The sequence below is a fragment of the Pseudomonas sp. BGI-2 genome, from assembly GCF_004310295.1.
GTDB lineage: Bacteria > Pseudomonadota > Gammaproteobacteria > Pseudomonadales > Pseudomonadaceae > Aquipseudomonas.
On record NZ_SISB01000012.1, the window covers coordinates 1 to 19,422 of the forward strand.

Here is a 19,422-nt window from a genome sequence, read left to right on the forward strand (position 1 = left end):
TGCTGGTGCTGGCCGCACTGAACCGATTTCACCTTGGCCCGCTTTTGGAGCGGTCGTTGCGGGAGGGGGAATATCGAGTGGCGGCGAATGCGTTAAGGCGCAGCGTGTTGGTCGAGTTATCGACAGCGGTTTTGATTGTGGGGCTAGTGGCTTGGTTGGGAACGTTAAGTCCTGATATGGAGATAACATCCAAATAGCGTTGCCAAAATTCGTTCATCATCGCTATTGCGAGCGAGCAGGAGCTTGACTTCCTGATTGGCCATGGGTACGTCGGGCTCATCCATGAAACCAAAGTGCAGGACAATCCCGTTTCTGAATAACACCTTCAAATATTTAGAGACACTTGAAAGGCGGGATTTCTCAAGGGAACTGCACTACTGGCCGATAACCCGAACGGTCATGGTCTTCTTCTCAAATTGCCTGGAAATCTTCGATGCTGTCGTATCACCAAAAGAGTTTTCTGATCGTCGATGATTTCTCGGATTTCCGCAGTTCCGTCAGGTCCATGCTGCGTGAACTGGGGGTCAAGGACGTCGACACCGCGGATACCGGTGAGCAGGCGCTGCGCATGTGTTCGCAGAAGGCCTACGATTTCATCCTGCAGGATTTCCACCTCGGCGACGGCAAGAAGAACGGCCAGCAAGTCCTCGAAGACTTGATGATCGAGAAGCTGATCAGCCATGAAAGTGTGTTCGTCATGGTTACCGCCGAAACCAGCCAGGCCATGGTGCTCAGCGCGCTGGAACACGAGCCCGACGCTTACCTGACCAAACCGTTCAACCGTTCCGGCCTGGCCCAGCGCCTGGAGCGTCTGGAACAACGCAAGAATTTGCTCAGGCCGATCCTGCAAGCGCTTGATCGTGGCAAACCGCTCGAAGTACTCAATGCCTGCATCGAGCTGTGCAAGAAGGACATCCGTTATTCGCCGCTGTGCCTGCGTTACCGCGCGGACGCCTTGCGCGACCTGAATCAGAACGAAGCGCTGGAACGCCTCTACGACAGCATCATTGCCGATCGCCCCTTGCCGTGGGCGTTTGCCGGGCTGGGCAAGTTGCTGTTCAAGCGCGGCCAGGTTAGCCAGGCCAAGGGCATCTACGAAAAAGCCCTGAAAGTGTTTCCGATGATGCCGGCGCTGTATGACGGCATGGCCGACGTGCTGGTGGTCGAAGGGGATAACAAGGGCGCGCAGAAAGTATTGGAAGAGGCCATTCGCCTGTCGCCGCTGGCCGTGCGCCGGCAAGCGCTGCTGGGCAAACTGGCGATGGCCAACGAAGATTTCGACACGGCCTCCAAGGCGTACCGCCAGGCTGTGTCCCAAGGCGCTCAATCGCGTTTCAAGGATGCCGAAAGCAACCTCGGCCTGGCCCACGCCTTGATCAGCAAAGGCAGCGAGAAAGGTCTGGATACCCGCACTCGACTGGAAATCAACACGACCCTCAGTCTGGTGGCCAAGGAAAACCCCAGCGATCCCGGCTTGCAGATTCGTGCGCGCCTGATGAAAGCCACCAGCCTGTTGCTCAACGACGCAGAAACCGCCGAGAAGCTCACCGAGCAGGCGATGATGCGCCTCGATGGCATGGAGCAGTTCATGAGCGCCGAAGCGGCGCTGTTAGTGGCCAAGCAGCTGCAAATGCTTGGCCAGGCGAGCGCCGGCGCGTCGATGCTGAAAAACTGTGCGGAAATCTACGGTGACGATCCGGTGGTGATGCAAGGCATCGCCAAACTGACCGATGACCCGACGATTCTCAACCAGAGTAACGCGGCCTCCGACCTCAACCGTCAAGGCGTGCAGGTGTACAAGACCGGCAACCTGGTCGAAGCTCGAGCGGTGTTTCGCAAGGCCCTGCACATGCAACCGAAGAACATCAGTATCGCGCTGAACATGGCGCAGTCGCTGCTGCACGGCACGGACACTAGCGTACCGTCGGCCGAACTGGATGAATGCCGGGCCTGCCTGAAACTCGTCGGCATGATGCCCGACACCGACGCGCGTTATCCGCGCTACCAGAAACTGAAAATCAAGGCGTTCAGCGGATGAGCCAAGACAACTCTGCACTGGATTTTTCCACGGTGATTGCCTCCACCGTCCACGACATGAAGAACTCGTTGGCCATGCTGATGCAGGCTCACAGCCAATGGCTGGCGCGCTTGCCGGATCCCGAGCAGCACAGCCCGGAGCAGGGTGTCATCGAGTACGAGTTCGCTCACCTTAACGGCATGCTCGTGCAGTTGCTGGGGCTGTACAAACTGGGCGTCAATCAGATGCCGTTGCAACCGGCCTACCATGATCTGGATGACTTCCTCGAAGCGCAGTTGGCCTGTCATCAAGAGGTGTTCGCCAGTCGCGGCATTGTCGCGACCTACGAAGTCGACCCGTTGAGCCCCCTGGGTTTCTTCGACCGGGAGCTGGTGGCCTCGGTGCTGGCCAATACCATCACCAACGCCATTCGTTACGCCCGCCAGTCGCTGCTGATCAGCGTCAGCGATGAGGGCGGTCAACTGGTGCTGACCATCAACGACGATGGCGACGGTTATCCACCCGCGATGATCGAGCTTCAGTCGGATTATGTGCAGGGCATCAACTACAGCAGTAGCAGCACCGGTCTGGGCCTGTACTTCGCCGGACGGATCGCCGCGCTGCACCAGCGTAATGGCGTCGGCGGGCGCACCAAAATCAGTAACGGCGGCCCGTTGGGCGGCGGCCTGTTCAGTCTCTATCTGCCCTGACGTTCTTTTTGTGTGGCGCTGCTTGATATTCCGAACAGGCGGAGCCTATTTTGTACGGGTCGCCGCTCGCGGCTCCCACAATTACAAAGGATTGCGTCATGACAACCGATGGCCAGCGTTCACTCGCGCAGCGATTGACGGGCATTGATGAGATTGAATGTGTTACGCCGGATTTGAACGGCGTGCCTCGTGGCAAGGTAATGACGGCCGAGGGGTTTCTCGAAGGGCGGCGTTTGCAGATGGCGCGGGGTGTGCTGCTGCAATGCATCATGGGCGGATATCCGCCAGCACGTTTTTACGGCAGCGATGATGGCGACCTGGCACTGGTGCCTGACCCTGCGCACATCCACCGCTTGCCCTGTAGCGATCAACCGCGGGCATTGGCCATTTGCGACGCCGATGAACTGACCGGTGAGAGCTCGAAGCTGTCGACCCGCGGCCAACTTAAAGCGGTCATCGCGCGTTACGCGGCCCTGGGCCTGGCGCCAGTGGTGGCGACCGAGCTGGAATTTTTCGTGTTCGCGCCCAATCCCGATCCGACGCAACCGTTCCAGCCGCCGCTGGGCCTGGACGGTCGGCGTGAGGAAGGGCATTCGGCGTTCAGTGTCAGTTCCAATAACGGCTTGCGGCCGTTCTTCAGTGAAGTCTATGCCTGCATGGCGGCGCTGGGCTTGCCCCGGGACACGTTCATGCACGAGATGGGCGTCAGCCAGTTCGAGATCAACTTGCTGCACGGCGATCCGTTGCTGCTGGCCGACCAGACGTTCCTGTTCAAGCATCTGCTTAAAGAAGTCGCGCTCAAGCACGGCCTGATCGTGGTCTGCATGGCCAAACCGCTGGCGCACACGCCGGGCAGTTCGATGCACATTCACCAAAGCATCGTCGAGATCGGCAGCGGGCGGAATGTGTTCAGCGACGAGGCCGGTCAGCCGACGGCGACCTTCCGGCATTTCATTGGTGGTCAGCAGGCCGGGATGGCGGATTTCACCGCGCTGTTTGCGCCGAACGTGAATTCCTATCAGCGCTTGTGCCATCCGTTTGCCTCGCCGAACAATGCCTGCTGGTCCCACGACAACCGTGCCGCCGGATTGCGCATTCCGGCCAGTTCGCCGGCCGCTCGTCGGGTCGAGAACCGCTTGCCGGGTGCCGACGCGAATCCCTATCTGGCGATCGCCGCCAGCCTTGCCGCCGGTTTGCATGGTATCGAAAACGAACTGGAGCCGAGCGAGGCGATCCAGGGTGAATTCGACGTCCCGGATAATCTTGCGTTGCCGTGTACCTTGCATGCCGCTCTTGAACGTCTGAAACGTAGCCAATTGGCGAATGAACTGTTTGGCAAGGAGTTCATCGAAGGCTACGTCGCTTCGAAGACCATGGAGTTGACCAGCTTCTTTGATGAAATTACTCCCTGGGAGCGCCGTGTCCTGGCCGCCCAGGCCTGACGACCTGTCGTCTTCGGGCTATCTTTTCGGATAGCCCGTTTCTCACCGCAAGGAGCCGCTCGGAACGCCGATGCGCCAAATCTGGAAACCTTTTCGAGCGCTTTATTTTGCCTCGCTGATGATGTTGATCGGCTCAGGCTTGCTGAGTACGTATCTGGGCTTGCGCCTGGCGGCGGATAACGTCGACAGTTTGTGGGTCGGTGCGTTGATGGCGGCCAACTATTTTGGCCTGGTACTGGGCGGCAAGATCGGTCACCGACTGATCGCCCGGGTCGGGCATATTCGTGCTTATTCAGCCTGCGCCGGGATTGTCGGCGCGGCAGTGCTGGGTCATGGCCTGGTCGACTGGCTGCCGGCCTGGATATTCCTGCGGGTGATCGTCGGCCTCGGCATGATGTGCCAGTACATGGTCATCGAAAGCTGGCTCAATGAGCAGGCCGAAGCGTCGCAGCGCGGCACGGTGTTCAGCGGCTACATGATCGCTTCCTACCTGGGGCTGGTGCTGGGTCAGCTGATTCTGGTCATGCACCCGGCCCTGGGCCTGGAGTTGCTGATGCTGGTCGCTTTGTGCTTCGCGCTGTGCCTGGTGCCGGTGGCCCTCACACGTCGTATTCACCCGGCACCGCTGCATCCTGCGCCAATGGAACCGCGATTCTTCATCAAGCGGGTGCCGCAGTCGTTGAGTACGGTGCTGGGAGCGGGGCTGATCATTGGCTCCTTCTACGGTCTGGCGCCGCTGTATGCCTCGCAGCAAGGGTTATCCACGGAGCAGGTCGGTCTGTTCATGGGTAGCTGCATTTTTGCCGGGTTGCTGGTTCAGTGGCCGCTGGGCTGGCTGTCCGACCGTTATGACCGGGCGTTGTTGATCCGCTGTTTTGCGGTGATCCTGGCCCTTACCGCGTTGCCGCTGGCAATCATGCAACAGGTACCGCTGGAGGTATTGTTTGTCACCGGGTTCTTCTGTTCGCTGGTAATGTTCTGCCTGTATCCGCTGGCGGTGGCGTTCTCCAATGATCACGTCGAAGGCGATCGTCGCGTGTCCCTGACCGCGATGTTGCTGGTGACCTACGGCGTTGGCGCCAGTATCGGGCCGTTGGTGGCCGGGGTGCTGATGAAGCTGTTTGGCAGCCACATGCTGTATGCCTTCTTCAGTTTCTTCGCGTTGGTGCTGGTGTGGCGGATTCGCCCGAAAGCGGTCACCAACCTGCATCAGGTCGACGATGCGCCGCTGCATCACGTGGCCATGCCGGACAGCATGTCGAGTTCGCCACTGGTGGCGTGCCTTGACCCGCGGGTCGATGAGCAGGTGGTGCAGGATCAGATGCAGAACCCGATCAACCCAGAACCTGCGCCTGAACCCGAACCGGAACCCGAAACCGATCCACCGCCCGAAGACCCGGGCGCGGGCCGCGAGCAAAGTTTTACCGAAGCCAGGCCTTAAAACCGGCGTATAAAAAACGGGCAGTCACCGCAAGGGACTGCCCGTTTTTTGTTGAAGCGTTGTATCAGATGTCGTCTTTGTCGAAGCGGCGCGCTTCACGCTGAAGCTGATAGACGAACCGTTCGACCTGGCGCTGCACCAGTCCGCTCATGTTGTGAAAGCGGATGCCGGCGAAGGTGGTGGAGATTCTTTCTTCGAAGTGCAGGTAACGCAGTTCCACCGGCGCGGTCATGCTGCCGAATGGCAGATTGGCAACAAAGCGGTCGTAGACCTGACCCAGTTGCAGCTTGGCGGTGATGTCACCTTCAAAGCGCAGCTTGCAGCCAGTGGCCGAGATGTCCAGCAACTTGCCCCTGATCGGGAACTTGAGCTTTTCACCGCCCAGTTCGACATCGATCAGTTGCGCCAGCTTCAATGCCGCCCGAAAAGCATTGCGGCGCTGGTGGTAGACCACTTCATCAGGGAGAGTGCCACGGTAGCAGCGATCACCGGATTCATCGATGGTCAGCAGGCCATTGCTTTCCCAGGCAATGCGCACGCCGTCGTGGAAGCCTTCAACGCGAAATGGCTCGCCGGCCAGCAGATAACGTTCGCCGTCGCGAGGCACCATTTCGTCCAGGGCAATGCTGTTGCCGTCACGGTCGACGTCCACCAGATAACTCTGGAAGCGCTGGCTGCGTTCGTGGAACGTTATGATCAGCGGGTCATGGCTCTCTTGCAGCTGCCGCAGGTTACCGGCGATTTCCATCGGCGTGGATAGCACCTTGGGTGGCTGCGGAGCATCTTCCGCGTTTAAGGCATTGAACACGGTTCATCATTCTCCAGACAAAATATGACTGCGACTTGCCAGCATACTGCCAGCATGTGAGGCGTCTTCATAGAGCGTGCTCATTAACAGGCTCAAGCCTGACTAAGCGGGCGCGGCTTCGCTAGCATGGAGGTTGATCCGCGGGCATCGTAAAGCGCTGGCGGTTCACCGCCGTTGAGGATTTTCAGCTGATTGGCCGTGGCGGCCTGCTGGACCAGGATCGACTGGCCATTTTTGATGTTGGCCACCTGGCATTGAGCCAGGAGATCGGTCAGTTTGTCGCTCTGCTCCCGCAATTGATCGCCGATGCTCGACTGGCTGGCAAGTTGTTCCAGGCCGTTGCGATTGGTCGGCAGATTGAGGCTGGCGAGGATTTCACTGCGCTTGCGGCCATGCTGATCGAGCAAAATGATCAATGCCTGTTTCTGCGCCAGAATCTCTTCGAGCAGTGGCATGTCGCGACCGTGCAAGGCGAGGGACTCGGTTTGCAGTAACTCCAGCAAGTGCTGTGCTGGGGCGAAATCGTCGGTGATCAGTTGCAGTAAATTAGTGTCGTGCATGGCTGGCCTTGGGGTTTAAGCGTCCAAAAGCCTGGCGCGGGCCTTGGCCTAGCGCTGGGCTTCGAAGTTGAGCAGTTTGTTGGCTACACGGTTGCTGTCGACTTTATAGCTGCCATCGGCAATAGCTGCTTTCAACTCGGCCACGCGGGCGTTGTCGACGGCAGGCTGATCGCGCAGCTTGTCAGTGACCTTCTGCAACTGTTGAGCCTCATTGCTGAGGTGTACCGATTCCCCGCTTTTGGCGGTACTGGCCTGTTCGGCCGGGGTATTCAGCGGCGCGGATTTGCCGGTTTCGGCAGTTTCCTTCGCGGTGCTGGTACGCGTACTACCGGTAAGTGACGAGGAGCTGTTCAAACGGCTGAAATCGATGACCATGATAAAAACCTCTGGGTATTTGGACGCTTGCCATGTTTTCGGCTATCCCTGCGAAAACTTTAGGCCCATTTATCAATGAGCTTGCATGCGCCAGCGCTAGTCCTGCCTGCGGCACAGTTTAGGGAACAGCCGGGCGGAGCGCCATCTCTTCACCAACAGATCGCTCTACATGGCCACTTCCACCTGGCCCGGCGCTGTGACTTGCGCCTTGATGACCCGCTGGGAGTTAAGGTTTTTCACACGAATCTGTTCACGCAGGCCGCCGTTGGACAGGGCTTCGCCCGGCATACGCACACTGAGCGTACCACTGCGGGCGGTAATCACCACTTGATCGCCCTTGCTGATGACTTCCGCCTGTTCGAGATGAACCAGCGTCAGCACCTGATTGGCGACCGTTGGTCGGGTAAGTTTCTGCCCGACGGCCTGATCCATGGAGGTGAAGTAACCCTGGTTGATCAGGCTGATATCCCGCTCGCGCAACATGACGTCGCCGGGCTCGATGACCCCGGCGCGTTTAAGCGGGCGCGTGGTCGTGACAACGTCTCGAAACAGGCGGACTTGAGCGGGCACGAAGACTGTCCAGGGGGACATACTGTCGCAACGAACCTTGACCGTCACCCGCCCGATCGGGGTCGCCGGGCTCTCGAGGGTGGCTGTCAATTCCTTGTCGCACATGGGCATGCGCAGTCGCGGATCGAGCTGGTTGACCTCGATTTCGTAGCGTCCCTCCGTTTGACTGGTAGCCAAATAGTCTTCTACGGTGAATTCAAGAAAGCCCTGAGTGACGCCGATAAGCATGTCAGGCAAGGTAACCGCGTCAGCAAGGGCAGGGCTGCCAGCGTTGAACAGGCAAACGGCCGACATCGCGCAAAGCAATTTGCGGGAAGTTGATGTCAGGCGTCGGAAAAATGTCGGTTCTGTGTTCATAAGAGTTAAAAAGCAAGCGCCGTGCCGTTTAGCAATGAATGTGCGTCGCAACACACTTAAGCGTTGGTGTAGGAGTCTGTGCATGGCTGGTGTAATGGATGCGGTAAACCAGCGCACGCAACTGGTTGGGCAGAATCGCCTTGAGCTGTTGTTGTTCCGTCTCGACGGCCAGCAGCTGTATGGGATCAACGTGTTCAAGGTTCGGGAAGTGCTGCAATGCCCCAAACTGACCGTGATGCCCAAGTCCAGTCCTGTCGTGTGCGGTGTGGCAAATATCCGGGGGGCGACCATTCCGATTCTTGATCTGGCAATGGCGACTGGCTCCGGCGCACTTAAAGATCAGAGCAATCCCTTCGTGATCATCACGGAGTACAACACCAAGACCCAGGGTTTCCTGGTGCGATCGGTGGAGCGCATCGTCAACATGAACTGGGAGGAGATACATCCGCCACCCAAGGGCACGGGACGCGATCATTACCTGACGGCTGTGACTCGGGTCGACAATCAGTTAGTCGAAATCATCGACGTCGAGAAAGTGCTGGCAGAAGTGGCGCCGACACCGGAAGCGATTTCGGTTGGCGTGGTGGATGTCGAGACTCAGCACAAGGCGTTGTCCTTGCGGGTTTTGACGGTCGATGACTCGTCGGTGGCGCGCAAGCAGGTGACCCGCTGCCTGCAAACGATCGGCGTCGAAGTGGTGGCGTTGAACGACGGTCGGCAAGCGCTGGATTATCTGCGCAAGCTGGTCGACGAGGGTAAGAAGCCGGAAGAAGAGTTCCTGATGATGATTTCCGACATCGAGATGCCGGAGATGGACGGGTACACCCTCACGGCTGAGATCCGCAGCGACCCTCGCATGCAAAAGCTTCACATCATCCTGCATACTTCGTTGTCGGGTGTATTCAATCAGGCGATGGTCAAGAAAGTCGGTGCGGATGACTTCCTTGCCAAATTCCGTCCTGATGACCTGGCATCCCGGGTAGTCGACCGGATCAAAGCAGCAGATATCAGCTAGGGGCCTTCTGTCCCTGGTGGTTAACACGATTTAAGAGGCGGCATCTTTGTCTACGGGTAATTTGGATTTCGAACAGTTCCGGGTATTTCTGGAAAAAGCCTGTGGCATTTTGCTCGGTGAAAACAAGCAGTACCTGGTCTCGAGCCGTCTCAACAAACTGATGGAGCAGCAAGGCATCAAGTCCCTGGGTGAGCTGGTTCAGCGCATCCAGACCCAGCCGCGCAGCGGTTTGCGCGAGATGGTGGTGGATGCCATGACCACCAACGAAACCCTGTGGTTTCGTGACACCTATCCGTTTGAAGTGTTGAAGAACAAGGTGCTGCCCGAAGCGATCAAGGCGGCCCCCGGCCAGCGTCTGCGGATCTGGTCGGCGGCGTGTTCGTCGGGGCAGGAACCGTATTCGCTGTCGATGTCCATCGATGAGTTCGAGCGCGTCAACATGGGCCAGCTGAAGATGGGGGCGCAGATTGTGGCCACCGACCTGTCCGGCACCATGCTGACCAACTGCAAGACTGGCGAGTACGACAGCCTGGCCATCGGCCGTGGTCTGTCGCCCGAGCGCCTTCAGCGTTACTTCGACCCGAAAGGGCCGGGGCGCTGGGCCATCAAGGCGCCGATCAAGAGTCGCGTGGAGTTTCGCTCGTTCAACCTGCTGGACAGCTACGCGGCCCTGGGCAAGTTCGACATCGTGTTCTGCCGCAACGTGCTGATCTACTTCTCCGCCGAGGTGAAGAAAGACATCCTGTTGCGCATTCACAGCACGCTCAAGCCGGGCGGTTATCTGTTCCTCGGCGCCTCCGAAGCGCTGAACGGTTTGCCGGATCATTACCAGATGGTCCAGTGCAGCCCGGGGATCATTTACCAGGCGAAGTGATTTGTTGTCGTCATCCAAAAACGGGAGCCCTCATCGGCTCCCGTTTTTTTTTGTCCTGATGAATTCCCACGAGCGCCGCAATCTTTGTAGGAGCGAGGCTTGCCCGCGAAGACGGTGTGTCAGTCAATGATGATGCTGTCTGACACACCGTCTTCGCGGGCAAGCCTCGCTCCTACAGTGGTCGGTGTTGCCAGTGATAAGCGGCAGAAAAGCGGCAGGCGGCGGAAAACGGTTGCCGCTTTTCTGGCATTGCCGCCTTGCCACTGCCGGCAAAGCCCCGGTTTACGGGCTTTTTTGAATTGGCACGCCGCTTGCTATGTCTCTGTTACGAAAAATCAGGTCACCCGAAGGTTTCCCGACATGAGCATCAGCTTCGATAAAGCGCTCGGTATTCACGAACAAGCCCTGGGCTTCCGCGCGCAGCGTGCCGAAGTCCTGGCCAACAACATCGCCAACGCCGACACCCCGAACTACAAGGCTCGGGACCTGGAATTCTCCAAAGTGCTTGCCGCACAGAACGAGAAATCCAAGGGCGGCACTTTTGCCTTGAACATGACCAACAGCCGTCATATCGAAGCCGAAGGCCTGGGCAATGGCGACGAGTCGCTGATGTATCGCACGCCGATGCAGCCGTCGATCGACCAGAACACCGTGGATGCTCAACTGGAACAGTCGAACTACGCGGAAAACGCGGTTGGCTTCCAGGCCAGCTTCACCCTGCTCAACAGCAAATTCAAAGGGCTGGTATCAGCCCTGCGCGGAGAGTAATTCATGTCTCTATCCAGTGTTTTCAACATTGCCGGTAGCGGCATGAGTGCCCAGACCACTCGCTTGAACACCGTGGCTTCGAACATCGCCAACGCCGAAACCGTCTCTTCGAGCATCGACCAGACCTATCGCGCCCGTCACCCGGTATTCGCCACCATGTTCCAGGGCGGCCAGAGCGGCGGCAGCGATTCGCTGTTCCAGAACCAGGATGCCGCCGGTCAAGGCGTGCAGGTGCTGGGCGTGGTCGAAGACCAGAGCAACCTTGAAGCGCGTTACGAGCCGAACCATCCGGCCGCCGATGGCAAGGGCTACGTCTACTACCCGAACGTCAACGTCGTCGAAGAAATGGCCGACATGATTTCCGCCAGTCGTTCGTTCCAGACCAACGCCGAAATGATGAACACCGCCAAAACCATGATGCAGAAGGTCCTGACCCTCGGTCAGTGATAAGGGGCGACTCAGATGAGTGTTACCGATACCACCATCGGCGTGAGCATCAAGGACGTCTTGGCCAATTCTTCGGTCAAGAAAAACACCAGCGCTGACGGTCTGACGGTGGCGACAAACAGCGCCACTGGCAAGAAGGCGTTGGGCAAGGATGCGTTCCTGCAATTGCTGGTCACCCAGCTGAAGAACCAGAACCCGCTTGAGCCGCAGGACAACGGTGAATTCGTGGCTCAGCTGGCACAGTTCAGTAGCCTGGAAGGCATCACCACGCTGAACACTACGGTCAGCGGTATTGCCGGCAACTACAACTCCTCGCAGGCGTTGCAAGCGTCTTCGCTGGTGGGTCGCTCGGTGGTCGCGCAGACCGGCACGGCGGTCGTCGATACCTCCAAGAGTTTCAACGGCACGGCCGTGGTGCCGGCATCGGTGGATCCGGTCATGGTCAAGATCACCGACGCCGATGGCAAAGTTGTGCGCACCCTCAACCTGGGCAGCCAGAAAGCCGGCAACGCCAGTTTCATCTGGGACGGCAAGAACGATGCGGGCGAAGTGGCCAAGGCAGGCACGTACAAATTCGCCGCCACCGCGACTTACGACAGCAAGGCGACCTCGCTGGTTACTTACCTGCCGGCAACCGTCAACAGTGTGACCATCAGCCAGACCGGCGGTGAGTTGATGCTGAACCTGGCAGGCCAGGGCAGTGTTGCTCTGTCCAAAGTACAAACCATTGGTATATAGAGCCGGCTAACACGGCACAAAGGAGTGGAGTATGTCTTTCAATATCGGCCTTAGCGGTCTCTATGCAGCCAATAAACAACTGGACGTGACCGGCAACAACATCGCCAACGTCGCGACCACCGGTTTCAAATCGTCCCGTGCAGAATTCGAAGACGTGTACTCGGCCACTCGCCTGGGTACCGGCAGCAAGACCATCGGTAACGGCGTGCGTCTGGCCAACGTTTCCCAGCAGTTCGGCCAGGGCGACGTGAACAACACCGGCAACGTGTTGGACATGGGTATTCAAGGCAACGGTTTCTTCCTCCTCAGCGATAACGGTTCCCTGAGCTACACCCGTGCGGGTGCGTTCAAGACTAACGCTGAAAACTTCGTGGTCGACAACAACGGCAACCGTCTGCAAGGTTACGGCGCTGATGACAACGGCAAGATCATCAATGGCGTGCTGACCGACCTGAAAATCGACACCTCGAGCCTGTCGCCAAAGGCGACCACTCGCGTCGACCAGACGATGAACCTTAACTCCTCGGAAACCCTTCCGACCGTTACGCCGTTCACCCCGGCCGAGCCATTGAGCTATAACAAGCCAATCTCCACACCGATCTACGATAGCCAGGGTAACCAGCACACTCTGGATCAGTATTACGTAAAAACCGGTACTAACGCTTGGACCATATACTCCTATGTGGACGGTCGTTCGCCTTCCAACCCGGCCACCGAGCCACCGGTGCCAGTGACTGCCACCGTGACCTTCAACTCTGACGGTACCGTCAACACCATGACCGGCAGTGCCGGTTTTGCTGTGACCGGCAAAACCTTCAAGCTGACTGGCTGGGTGCCAGGCGTGGTAACCAATGCCAGCGTGACACCGAAAGTCTGGGGTCCTAACGGTTCGGTTCCGGCCACCGGTGGCCTGACCTTCGACATGACCAAAACCACCTCTTTCAACTCGGCGACTGCCCGTACCCAGCAGTATCAGGACGGCTACGCCACTGGCCAGATTTCCAGCCTGACCATCGACGAAAGCGGTGTCATGACCGCCAACTTCAGCAACCAGCAAACCAAGGCCATCGGCCAGGTAGCGGTCGCCAGCTTCGCCAACGAGCAAGGCCTGCAGCCAATCGGTGGTACCCGCTGGAAAGAAACCTTCGCCTCCGGCGTGGCCGGTGTCGATGCACCGAAAACCGGTACGCTGGGTGCGGTGGTGTCCAACTCCCTGGAAGAGTCCAACGTCAACCTGACCAACGAACTGGTTGATTTGATCAAGGCGCAGAGCAACTACCAGGCAAACGCCAAGACCATCTCCACCCAGAGCACCATCATGCAGACCATCATTCAGATGACCTGATGCTGGTTAGCTGAAAGCGCTGCACAAGGAGCCCCTCGCAAGAGGGGCTTTTTTGTGGTCGGGATTTTGTCAGGAGCGAAGGTGCTGGTTGTCTGTGCTGGCCTCTTTGCGAGCAAGCCCGCTCCCCCATTTAATCTGCTGTGAACACAAAACCTCTGAACACCGCAGACCCAATGGGGGAGCGGGCTTGCTCCGGGCGGCGTTCCGACGAAGGCGTCAGACCGACCACCACTTTCCTTCGGGCAAAAGAACCATATTTTTGCCTTCTCTGAACCAGTTCAGTTGTCGCAAGCAGCGACTGTAGCGATGATCGATCTGCAATATACTGTTAGGCAGCTATCTAAAAGAAATCCGTCATGTCTAAACTCGCAGAATTCCGCCAGCTCGAATAACACCTGGCCGAGCAACTTCAAGCGCTCGAAGCCCTGAAAGGCGATGCTGGCTTCAAGAAAGAAATCGAATTCGAGACCAAGCTGCGTGCTCTACTGGCCGAGTACGGCTACAGCCTACCGAACGTGATCAATCTGCTTGACCCGCAAGCGAGCCGTCGTGCTCCAGCTGCCGATTCCAGAACCGGTACCCGTAAGCCACGCCAAGTGAAGGTCTATAAAAACCCTCACACCGGTGAAGTCGTCGAAACCAAAGGCGGCAATCACAAGACTCTAAAGGCATGGAAAGCTGAGCATGGCTCCGCGAGCGTTGAGTCCTGAGTTACCAAGTGATTTCAGTTTGAGTACAAGCAAGGGCTCCTGCACCTCTTGTTGTTGGCGTGGTAGGGAACGCTTGGAAATCTTGAAATCAGAGAGACTGAAATCGCATCAGTTTGATGGGATCACGCGCTATAGGCTTGATTCAGACCCTCAAGCGCTTCTTTCACAGCAACGTAGGATACTCATCGGGCGGCGTGTGATTACTTTCCGTCTGGTTGGCAGCGGCAATCTGGCTGAACTGCGATTGAGCAGAACCATAGATTCGTCTTGTTGTGATAGGCCGTGGCTGGTTAGCCCTAACGTAGTCGTCAATGGCTAGGATAATCAGCGACTACTTGATCGGTACCCGTTAGGGGCTGACCTATCACCTGATACGGCTGTTTGGTTTGGCCGTACTCCATTCCAGGCGATCCAGCGGGCATACCCGGCACCGCAACTCCGACGAGGTCGGGGTGATTCTTCAGGTCGAGGATCTGTGCTACCGGTACATGGCCTTCGACAAATTTTCCGTCAATCATCGCGGTATGACAGGAGGCCAAGCGCGGAGCGACGCCGAGGCGCTGTTTGACTTCGCTCATGTTGGGCTCGACATGGTCGCGCACGCTGAAGCCATTAACTTCAAGATACTTTATCCAGTCCTTGCAGCAGCCGCAGTTAGGATCGCGGTAAACGTCGATGACTTCAGCGGCGTGTGCCGCTCCGGTCATGAGTAGTGTCGTGAACGCAGCGATACGCAGACTGGTATTCATGGGAGTTCTCCAGTTTAAAAAGAATACTTACCGACAGCAGCAACCGCCGCCGTTCCCGCCACAACCTGAGGTTTTGTTACTTGCTACGCTTTCCACTGTCGCCAGCTGTGCTGGATAGCCCGCGTCCTGCAGGGCGGCAAGCAGCGCATGGTTGTCCGAATCGCCGCTGACCTTCACCCGTCCGGCTTGTAGATCCACTGTTACGTCACTGACTCCTTCAAGTGGGCGCAGCGCTTCGGTGACATGTTTGACACATGAACCACAGCTCATGCCCTGGACTTGCAGTTCAACAGTTTTCATTGGTGACTCCTCACAACAACGTTGATCGTGGAAAGACGGACGCATGAGGCTTTTCTGCGACTTTGGCTTATCCTCAACCTTGCTGCCATGGCAAGGTCAAGCAGTCGTTTCATTCAATCAATGGAAGCTTGGCGCAGACGCAAGGCGTTGATTACCACCGACGCCGAGCTCACGCTCATGGCCAGTGCGGCAATTAGTGGTGACAGAAGGTGACCGGTAAGAGGGAAGAACAAGCCGGCGGCCAGTGGGATGCCCATGGCGTTGTAAGGAAGACGAAGGTCAGGTTCTGATGCATATTTCTCACCGTTGCTACTGACAGGCTGCGAGCACGCAGGATACCGAGCAGATCGCCCTTAACCAGGGTGACCTGAGCGCTGTTCATGCCACGTCAGTGCCTGTGCCCATGGCGATACCTGAGAGCCACCAGACGTTCTTTATCTTGTGGTTTTACCTCACCATGCACCTCCTCGATGCCCAACTGGCGAGCTACCGAGCGAGCGGTGGTAAGGCCGTCGCCAGTGGCCATGATGACCTTGATGCCATCCGCCTGCAGACGCTCGACGGCCAGCTTCGTGGTGGGTTTGATGGGGTCGGCAACAGCCAGCAAACCCGCGAGGGCGCCATTGACTGCCAGGTACATGATGCTCGTACCGTCGCCGCGTAGCTACTCGGCATGCACTTGCAGGCTCTCGGTGGAAACGCCCGCCTCCTGCATCAACGCGGTATTGCCTAGCATCAGGCGGCGACCCTCGACCTGACAGCTAACACCGATACCTGAGGCTGACTCGAAGGTTTCAGGTGTCACCAGTTTTAGCCCTGCGGCACGAGCCTGCTCGATGATGGCGTGGGCCAACCGATGCTCACTGCCCTGATCGAGACTAGCGGCCAGGCGCAGCACATCATCCGGAACAAATCCGGGTACGGCCTCGACGCTATGGAGCGCTGGTCGACCTTCAGTGAGGGTGCCAGTTTTGTCGACTATCAAGGTGTCTATTTTGCGCAGGTTTTCGATGGCGGCGGCATCGCGAAACAATACGCCGCTGCCAGCAGCCTTCCCGGTGGCGACCATGACTGACATCGGTGTCGCTAGGCCAAGGGCGCAGGGACAGGCGATGATCATGACCGCGACAGCGTTGATCAGTCCGAACACCCAACTTGGCTCGGGCCCCCACAGCCCCCCAACCGAGTAGAGTCAGCGCGGCGATAGTAATCACCACAATCACGAAGTAACTGGCAATCACGTCTGCCAGTCGTTGCATCGGCGCTTTTGAGCGTTGTGCCTGCACAACCATCTGTACAATCTGTGCGAGCAGGGTCGCCGACCCTATCTTCTGCGCCTGTATCACCAGACTGCCGTGGATGTTGAGGGTGGCTCCGATCAGCGCGTCCCCGGCCCTCTTCATTATCGGTATTGGTTCGCCGGTGAGCATCGACTCATCTACAGCGCTTTCGCCTTGCAACACCTGACCGTCGACAGGCACTTTTTCGCCCGGTCGCACACGTAACGTGTCGCCGCTGTGTACGTGGGTCAATGGGGTGTCTTCTTCGGTGCCGTCGGCATTGATCCGCCGGGCGTTTTTGGGTGCCAGTCCGAGCAGCGACTTGATGGCAGCCGAGGTTTGTGTGCGAGCCTTGAGTTCAAGCATCTGGCCGAGAAGGGTCAGTGAGATGATCACAGCCGCTGCTTCGAAGTACACACCGATGCGGCCCTCCATCATGAAGTTGCTGGGGAATACATCGGGGCCAGGGTGGCCACGACGCTGTAAAGGAAGGCCGCCGCCGTGCCGAGGCCGATCAGCGTCCACATGTTCGGACGTCGCTGAATCACCGCACACCACGCACATAAACGGCCAGCCAGCCCAAAGCACCACGGGTGTGGCCAGTCCCAGCTCGATCCAGTTTTGCGTGGGGCCGTGAAACAGCACCAAGGCATGGCCGCCTATGGCCAGAACGGTGACGATTATTGTCAGTGGCAATGTCCACCAAAAGCGCTGGGTGAAGTCCTTGAGTTCTAAGTTCTCTTCTTCCTCCAATTCGGGAATCACCGGCTCTAAGGTCATGCCGCACTTAGGGCAGACGCCGGGGCCGATCTGGCGAATTTTCCGGATGCATGGGACATGTGTATTCAGCGGCACCCGTTAACGGTTCTGCTGTTGTCTGATGGACGTGTTCGATTTTCAGTTGAGATATTCGATAACGCTCGGGCGCTGCCCTGAAGATCGTTTGGCATTTCTGGCTGCAGAATTGGTAGGTTTGCCACTCATATTTCGTGCTGAACTGGCTGTCGTTACTGGCGGTCATGCCACATACGGGTCATGGGAGCCGGTGAGTTGGGGTTCAGACTTCTGTAATGGGTCGTGCTCTGAACGAAGCTCAGGGGTGGGCATGAGCTAACTCCTGTTCGCATCCTTGGTTGAGGCTGAGGTTTCGCCGTGATGACTGTGACCACCGTGGTGGTGTCATCATGTAAGGCAGTAAGCCCAGCATATGGCCGTAGTGTTCTCTTGCCAGATAGAACAGCACGATCACCAGCAGCATGCCCAGCGCTATGCCGGGTTTGCTCCTCCAAAATGTTGGGGAGGTGTTAGCGGAATGTGGTGAATTCATCATGGTTCTGTACTCCTGAGGGACGTGCTGTTAGTGATACGTCGTATTGGCCAACGGGCGGAGGTTTTACCCTTGGCATATTGGCAAAGGTAAAACCGACGTTGCATTGCCTACAGGCTTGTACGCGTTACTTGCTCATCGGCATCTTCATCATGCTCGATTGCTGATCCATCATTTTCATCATCATGTTCATCATTCCCATCTCCATGCCGTCTTTGTTGCCGGCCATGCCCATGCCATGACAGTTCTTATGCATCATGGCCATGCTGTCCTTCATCGTCTGCATGCTCTCCTGCATGGCGGCGTGTCGCTCGGCAGGGGTCTTGGCGGCGGCTGCCTTGTCGTGTGCAGCCTGCATTTTTTGCATTTGCTCGGACATGACATCGTTTTGCATCGGCTTAGCTGCTTCGCTCGTCTGGGTGGGCGCGGTCGGCGTCTGCTCCGGGTGATGCTCATCGACTGCCGAGGCCATGAGTGGGCTGCTCACGAGCAGGGTGGCGAGGATACATTTCAATGAGGCATGCATGGCATTCTCCAAAGGGTGAGGACAACTCAGGTAATACCGAGCCGCACCAGGTTGGCGCAGTCAGACAATGCGCCGAAGATCGGCGCGCAGACGGTCGGATTAATCGTTGAAACGGACGAAAATCAGGCGGGCAGGCGGTCTGGCCGGTACAGGGCGCCGTAACGCAAGAAAGGCAAAAGCGGAGGGGTTGGCGGGATACAAAATCAGCAGCGCAGGGATCAGGAACAGAAACGTCCAACTGGACAGGTTAAATATTTGAAGATGGAGCGAAGGACTTACAGCTATCGCCGCATCGGCGCAGTGCTGAAGGCAACCGTGGGCATGGGTGTCGTGGCTATCGTGATCTTGCGCGGTGTTCAGCGAGACATGAGTTGTAGCCGGATTGTGGCTGGGCTGTGCCAGACATCCCTGGCTCGCTGCCAGACCAAACGCTAACACCCACAGCACGATGGCTAGGCGTATGAACGCTGGTTGACGATGGCGAAACCAGAACATGGAGAATCTCCGGTACTGATTAACGGGCTTTGATTCAAAATACAGCGCATCGAAGTGCCAAGGTTGATCCACATCAATTTATGCAGCCGGGTGTCGGCTCTTGTGGTGTGGTCAAATTGTATGGTCTACGTCGACCTTTCAGATGTTTACCCCTCTTTGCCGCTCTTTACTAGCAGCTTGTGGTGCACTGCCCTTTGATTGTCCTTGTGATTAAAGGGGGCGTTGAGTGCAGCGGTCGCAGTGACCAAAGCTGCTTTTGAATCAAATAATCTGAGCTGACGCCGGTTTTGAGAAAAACGAATCCGACTGTCTGATCCTGAGTGGGCTGCTCAAGGAACTGTTGCTGGGTAACTAGCCTCATCTAGGTTCCATGGCGTAAGGCAGCTATCAGACGCTCGCGGGGTTGGCCATGAGCAAGAGTCAGAAATGCTTCCGACGTTAGCGCAGTGTGAATATCGATGTTCCGGGAATGGGTCCACAGGTAGGTCATGCCGATGGTGCGAAGGACCTTTTCTGTGGTCGTAAGCGCTGCACCCCTGTCCCGGTATCGAACAGTCGCGTAGACATT

The 19,422-nt window shown here is 57.5% G+C and carries 20 protein-coding genes and 2 pseudogenes; 12 read left to right on the plus strand and 10 right to left on the minus strand.

What is annotated here, in order from left to right:
- From EYC95_RS30340 to EYC95_RS10335, 5 genes and pseudogenes are all read left to right on the plus strand, one after another.
- A pseudogene (locus tag EYC95_RS30340) lies at positions 1-197 on the plus strand (CopD family protein); the annotation flags it as partial.
- Between the two features lie 236 nt (positions 198-433).
- Positions 434-2,038, plus strand: a complete 1,605-nt coding sequence (locus tag EYC95_RS10320; protein WP_131060257.1) for a tetratricopeptide repeat-containing response regulator — start codon at positions 434-436, stop codon at positions 2,036-2,038.
- Positions 2,035-2,727, plus strand: coding sequence for a sensor histidine kinase KdpD (locus EYC95_RS10325; RefSeq protein WP_131060258.1), 693 nt, complete (start codon positions 2,035-2,037; stop codon positions 2,725-2,727). The genes EYC95_RS10320 and EYC95_RS10325 overlap by 4 nt, the downstream gene beginning before the upstream one ends.
- 200 nt (positions 2,728-2,927) lie before the next feature.
- On the plus strand, positions 2,928-4,169 hold the full coding sequence (locus EYC95_RS10330; protein WP_178083831.1) for a glutamine synthetase family protein: 1,242 nt from the start codon (positions 2,928-2,930) through the stop codon (positions 4,167-4,169).
- A 70-nt stretch (positions 4,170-4,239) separates the two neighbouring features.
- On the plus strand, positions 4,240-5,610 hold the full coding sequence (locus EYC95_RS10335; RefSeq protein ID WP_131060260.1) for an MFS transporter: 1,371 nt from the start codon (positions 4,240-4,242) through the stop codon (positions 5,608-5,610).
- Between the two features lie 64 nt (positions 5,611-5,674).
- On the opposite strand, the gene EYC95_RS10340 is transcribed toward EYC95_RS10335, so the two are convergent.
- The 4 genes from EYC95_RS10340 to flgA form a co-directional block, all read right to left on the minus strand.
- Positions 5,675-6,418 carry a flagellar brake protein gene (locus EYC95_RS10340; protein ID WP_131060261.1) on the minus strand — a complete coding sequence of 248 codons (744 nt, stop codon included), beginning with the start codon at positions 6,416-6,418 and terminating at the stop codon, positions 5,675-5,677.
- Positions 6,419-6,510: 92 nt separating this feature from the next.
- Positions 6,511-6,978, minus strand: a complete 468-nt coding sequence (locus tag EYC95_RS10345; RefSeq protein WP_131060262.1) for a flagella synthesis protein FlgN — start codon at positions 6,976-6,978, stop codon at positions 6,511-6,513.
- Positions 6,979-7,026: 48 nt separating this feature from the next.
- Positions 7,027-7,353 (minus strand): flagellar biosynthesis anti-sigma factor FlgM, encoded by a 327-nt coding sequence (flgM, locus tag EYC95_RS10350; protein ID WP_131060263.1) that lies wholly within the window; start codon positions 7,351-7,353, stop codon positions 7,027-7,029.
- A gap of 165 nt (positions 7,354-7,518) precedes the next feature.
- A complete protein-coding gene (flgA, locus tag EYC95_RS10355) occupies positions 7,519-8,280 on the minus strand; it encodes a flagellar basal body P-ring formation chaperone FlgA (protein WP_131060264.1) in 762 nt (253 codons plus the stop codon).
- An 82-nt stretch (positions 8,281-8,362) separates the two neighbouring features.
- Here flgA and EYC95_RS10360 point away from each other — a divergent pair, with 82 nt between their 5' ends.
- The 7 genes from EYC95_RS10360 to EYC95_RS30345 all read left to right on the plus strand — a co-directional run bounded on the left by EYC95_RS10360 (position 8,363) and on the right by EYC95_RS30345 (position 14,177).
- Complete coding sequence (locus EYC95_RS10360; protein ID WP_131060265.1) at positions 8,363-9,295, plus strand: chemotaxis protein CheV; 933 nt, start codon at positions 8,363-8,365, stop codon at positions 9,293-9,295.
- 46 nt (positions 9,296-9,341) lie between these two features.
- Positions 9,342-10,169 carry a protein-glutamate O-methyltransferase CheR gene (gene cheR, locus EYC95_RS10365; protein ID WP_010457158.1) on the plus strand — a complete coding sequence of 276 codons (828 nt, stop codon included), beginning with the start codon at positions 9,342-9,344 and terminating at the stop codon, positions 10,167-10,169.
- 360 nt (positions 10,170-10,529) lie between these two features.
- Positions 10,530-10,937: a flagellar basal body rod protein FlgB gene (gene flgB / locus EYC95_RS10370; protein WP_131060266.1), complete on the plus strand. Its 408-nt coding sequence runs from the start codon at positions 10,530-10,532 to the stop codon at positions 10,935-10,937.
- A gap of 3 nt (positions 10,938-10,940) precedes the next feature.
- Positions 10,941-11,384 carry a flagellar basal body rod protein FlgC gene (flgC, locus tag EYC95_RS10375; protein ID WP_007899122.1) on the plus strand — a complete coding sequence of 148 codons (444 nt, stop codon included), beginning with the start codon at positions 10,941-10,943 and terminating at the stop codon, positions 11,382-11,384.
- 15 nt (positions 11,385-11,399) lie between these two features.
- The gene (flgD, locus tag EYC95_RS10380) at positions 11,400-12,122 is read left to right on the plus strand and encodes a flagellar hook assembly protein FlgD (protein ID WP_131060267.1); all 723 of its coding nucleotides are present in this window, start codon (positions 11,400-11,402) and stop codon (positions 12,120-12,122) included.
- Positions 12,123-12,153: 31 nt separating this feature from the next.
- A complete protein-coding gene (gene flgE / locus EYC95_RS10385) occupies positions 12,154-13,467 on the plus strand; it encodes a flagellar hook protein FlgE (RefSeq protein ID WP_131060268.1) in 1,314 nt (437 codons plus the stop codon).
- A gap of 395 nt (positions 13,468-13,862) precedes the next feature.
- Complete coding sequence (locus tag EYC95_RS30345) at positions 13,863-14,177, plus strand: histone-like nucleoid-structuring protein, MvaT/MvaU family (protein ID WP_256656946.1); 315 nt, start codon at positions 13,863-13,865, stop codon at positions 14,175-14,177.
- 308 nt (positions 14,178-14,485) lie between these two features.
- Here EYC95_RS30345 and EYC95_RS10395 read toward each other — a convergent pair whose 3' ends face one another.
- The 6 genes and pseudogenes from EYC95_RS10395 to EYC95_RS10425 form a co-directional block, all read right to left on the minus strand.
- A complete protein-coding gene (locus EYC95_RS10395) occupies positions 14,486-14,926 on the minus strand; it encodes a DUF411 domain-containing protein (protein ID WP_131060269.1) in 441 nt (146 codons plus the stop codon).
- Between the two features lie 27 nt (positions 14,927-14,953).
- Positions 14,954-15,226: a heavy-metal-associated domain-containing protein gene (locus EYC95_RS10400; RefSeq protein WP_131060270.1), complete on the minus strand. Its 273-nt coding sequence runs from the start codon at positions 15,224-15,226 to the stop codon at positions 14,954-14,956.
- 113 nt (positions 15,227-15,339) lie between these two features.
- A pseudogene (locus EYC95_RS10405) lies at positions 15,340-17,527 on the minus strand (heavy metal translocating P-type ATPase).
- A 72-nt stretch (positions 17,528-17,599) separates the two neighbouring features.
- Entirely contained in the window at positions 17,600-17,836 is a 237-nt protein-coding gene (locus tag EYC95_RS10415; RefSeq protein WP_256656936.1) for a DUF2933 domain-containing protein, read from the minus strand.
- A gap of 124 nt (positions 17,837-17,960) precedes the next feature.
- A complete protein-coding gene (locus tag EYC95_RS10420; RefSeq protein ID WP_131060272.1) occupies positions 17,961-18,359 on the minus strand; it encodes a hypothetical protein in 399 nt (132 codons plus the stop codon).
- A gap of 99 nt (positions 18,360-18,458) precedes the next feature.
- Positions 18,459-18,854, minus strand: coding sequence for a hypothetical protein (locus EYC95_RS10425; RefSeq protein WP_131060273.1), 396 nt, complete (start codon positions 18,852-18,854; stop codon positions 18,459-18,461).
- Between the last annotated feature and the right edge of the window lie 568 nt (positions 18,855-19,422).

Bases quoted from the DNA above. Each gene is read 5' to 3' on its own strand.
- EYC95_RS10335 (WP_131060260.1), top strand. From the start codon at position 4,240: ATGCGCCAAATCTGGAAACCTTTTCGAGCGCTTTATTTTGCCTCGCTG.
- EYC95_RS10360 (WP_131060265.1), top strand. From the start codon at position 8,363: ATGGCTGGTGTAATGGATGCGGTAAACCAGCGCACGCAACTGGTTGGG.
- flgC (WP_007899122.1), top strand. From the start codon at position 10,941: ATGTCTCTATCCAGTGTTTTCAACATTGCCGGTAGCGGCATGAGTGCC.
- EYC95_RS10330 (WP_178083831.1), top strand. From the start codon at position 2,928: ATGACGGCCGAGGGGTTTCTCGAAGGGCGGCGTTTGCAGATGGCGCGG.
- EYC95_RS10425 (WP_131060273.1), bottom strand. From the start codon at position 18,854: ATGTTCTGGTTTCGCCATCGTCAACCAGCGTTCATACGCCTAGCCATC.
- flgM (WP_131060263.1), bottom strand. From the start codon at position 7,353: ATGGTCATCGATTTCAGCCGTTTGAACAGCTCCTCGTCACTTACCGGT.
- EYC95_RS10415 (WP_256656936.1), bottom strand. From the start codon at position 17,836: ATGATGAATTCACCACATTCCGCTAACACCTCCCCAACATTTTGGAGG.
- flgA (WP_131060264.1), bottom strand. From the start codon at position 8,280: ATGAACACAGAACCGACATTTTTCCGACGCCTGACATCAACTTCCCGC.
- EYC95_RS10345 (WP_131060262.1), bottom strand. From the start codon at position 6,978: ATGCACGACACTAATTTACTGCAACTGATCACCGACGATTTCGCCCCA.
- EYC95_RS10320 (WP_131060257.1), top strand. From the start codon at position 434: ATGCTGTCGTATCACCAAAAGAGTTTTCTGATCGTCGATGATTTCTCG.
- flgE (WP_131060268.1), top strand. From the start codon at position 12,154: ATGTCTTTCAATATCGGCCTTAGCGGTCTCTATGCAGCCAATAAACAA.
- flgB (WP_131060266.1), top strand. From the start codon at position 10,530: ATGAGCATCAGCTTCGATAAAGCGCTCGGTATTCACGAACAAGCCCTG.
- EYC95_RS10395 (WP_131060269.1), bottom strand. From the start codon at position 14,926: ATGAATACCAGTCTGCGTATCGCTGCGTTCACGACACTACTCATGACC.
- flgD (WP_131060267.1), top strand. From the start codon at position 11,400: ATGAGTGTTACCGATACCACCATCGGCGTGAGCATCAAGGACGTCTTG.
- EYC95_RS10325 (WP_131060258.1), top strand. From the start codon at position 2,035: ATGAGCCAAGACAACTCTGCACTGGATTTTTCCACGGTGATTGCCTCC.
- EYC95_RS10420 (WP_131060272.1), bottom strand. From the start codon at position 18,359: ATGCATGCCTCATTGAAATGTATCCTCGCCACCCTGCTCGTGAGCAGC.
- EYC95_RS10400 (WP_131060270.1), bottom strand. From the start codon at position 15,226: ATGAAAACTGTTGAACTGCAAGTCCAGGGCATGAGCTGTGGTTCATGT.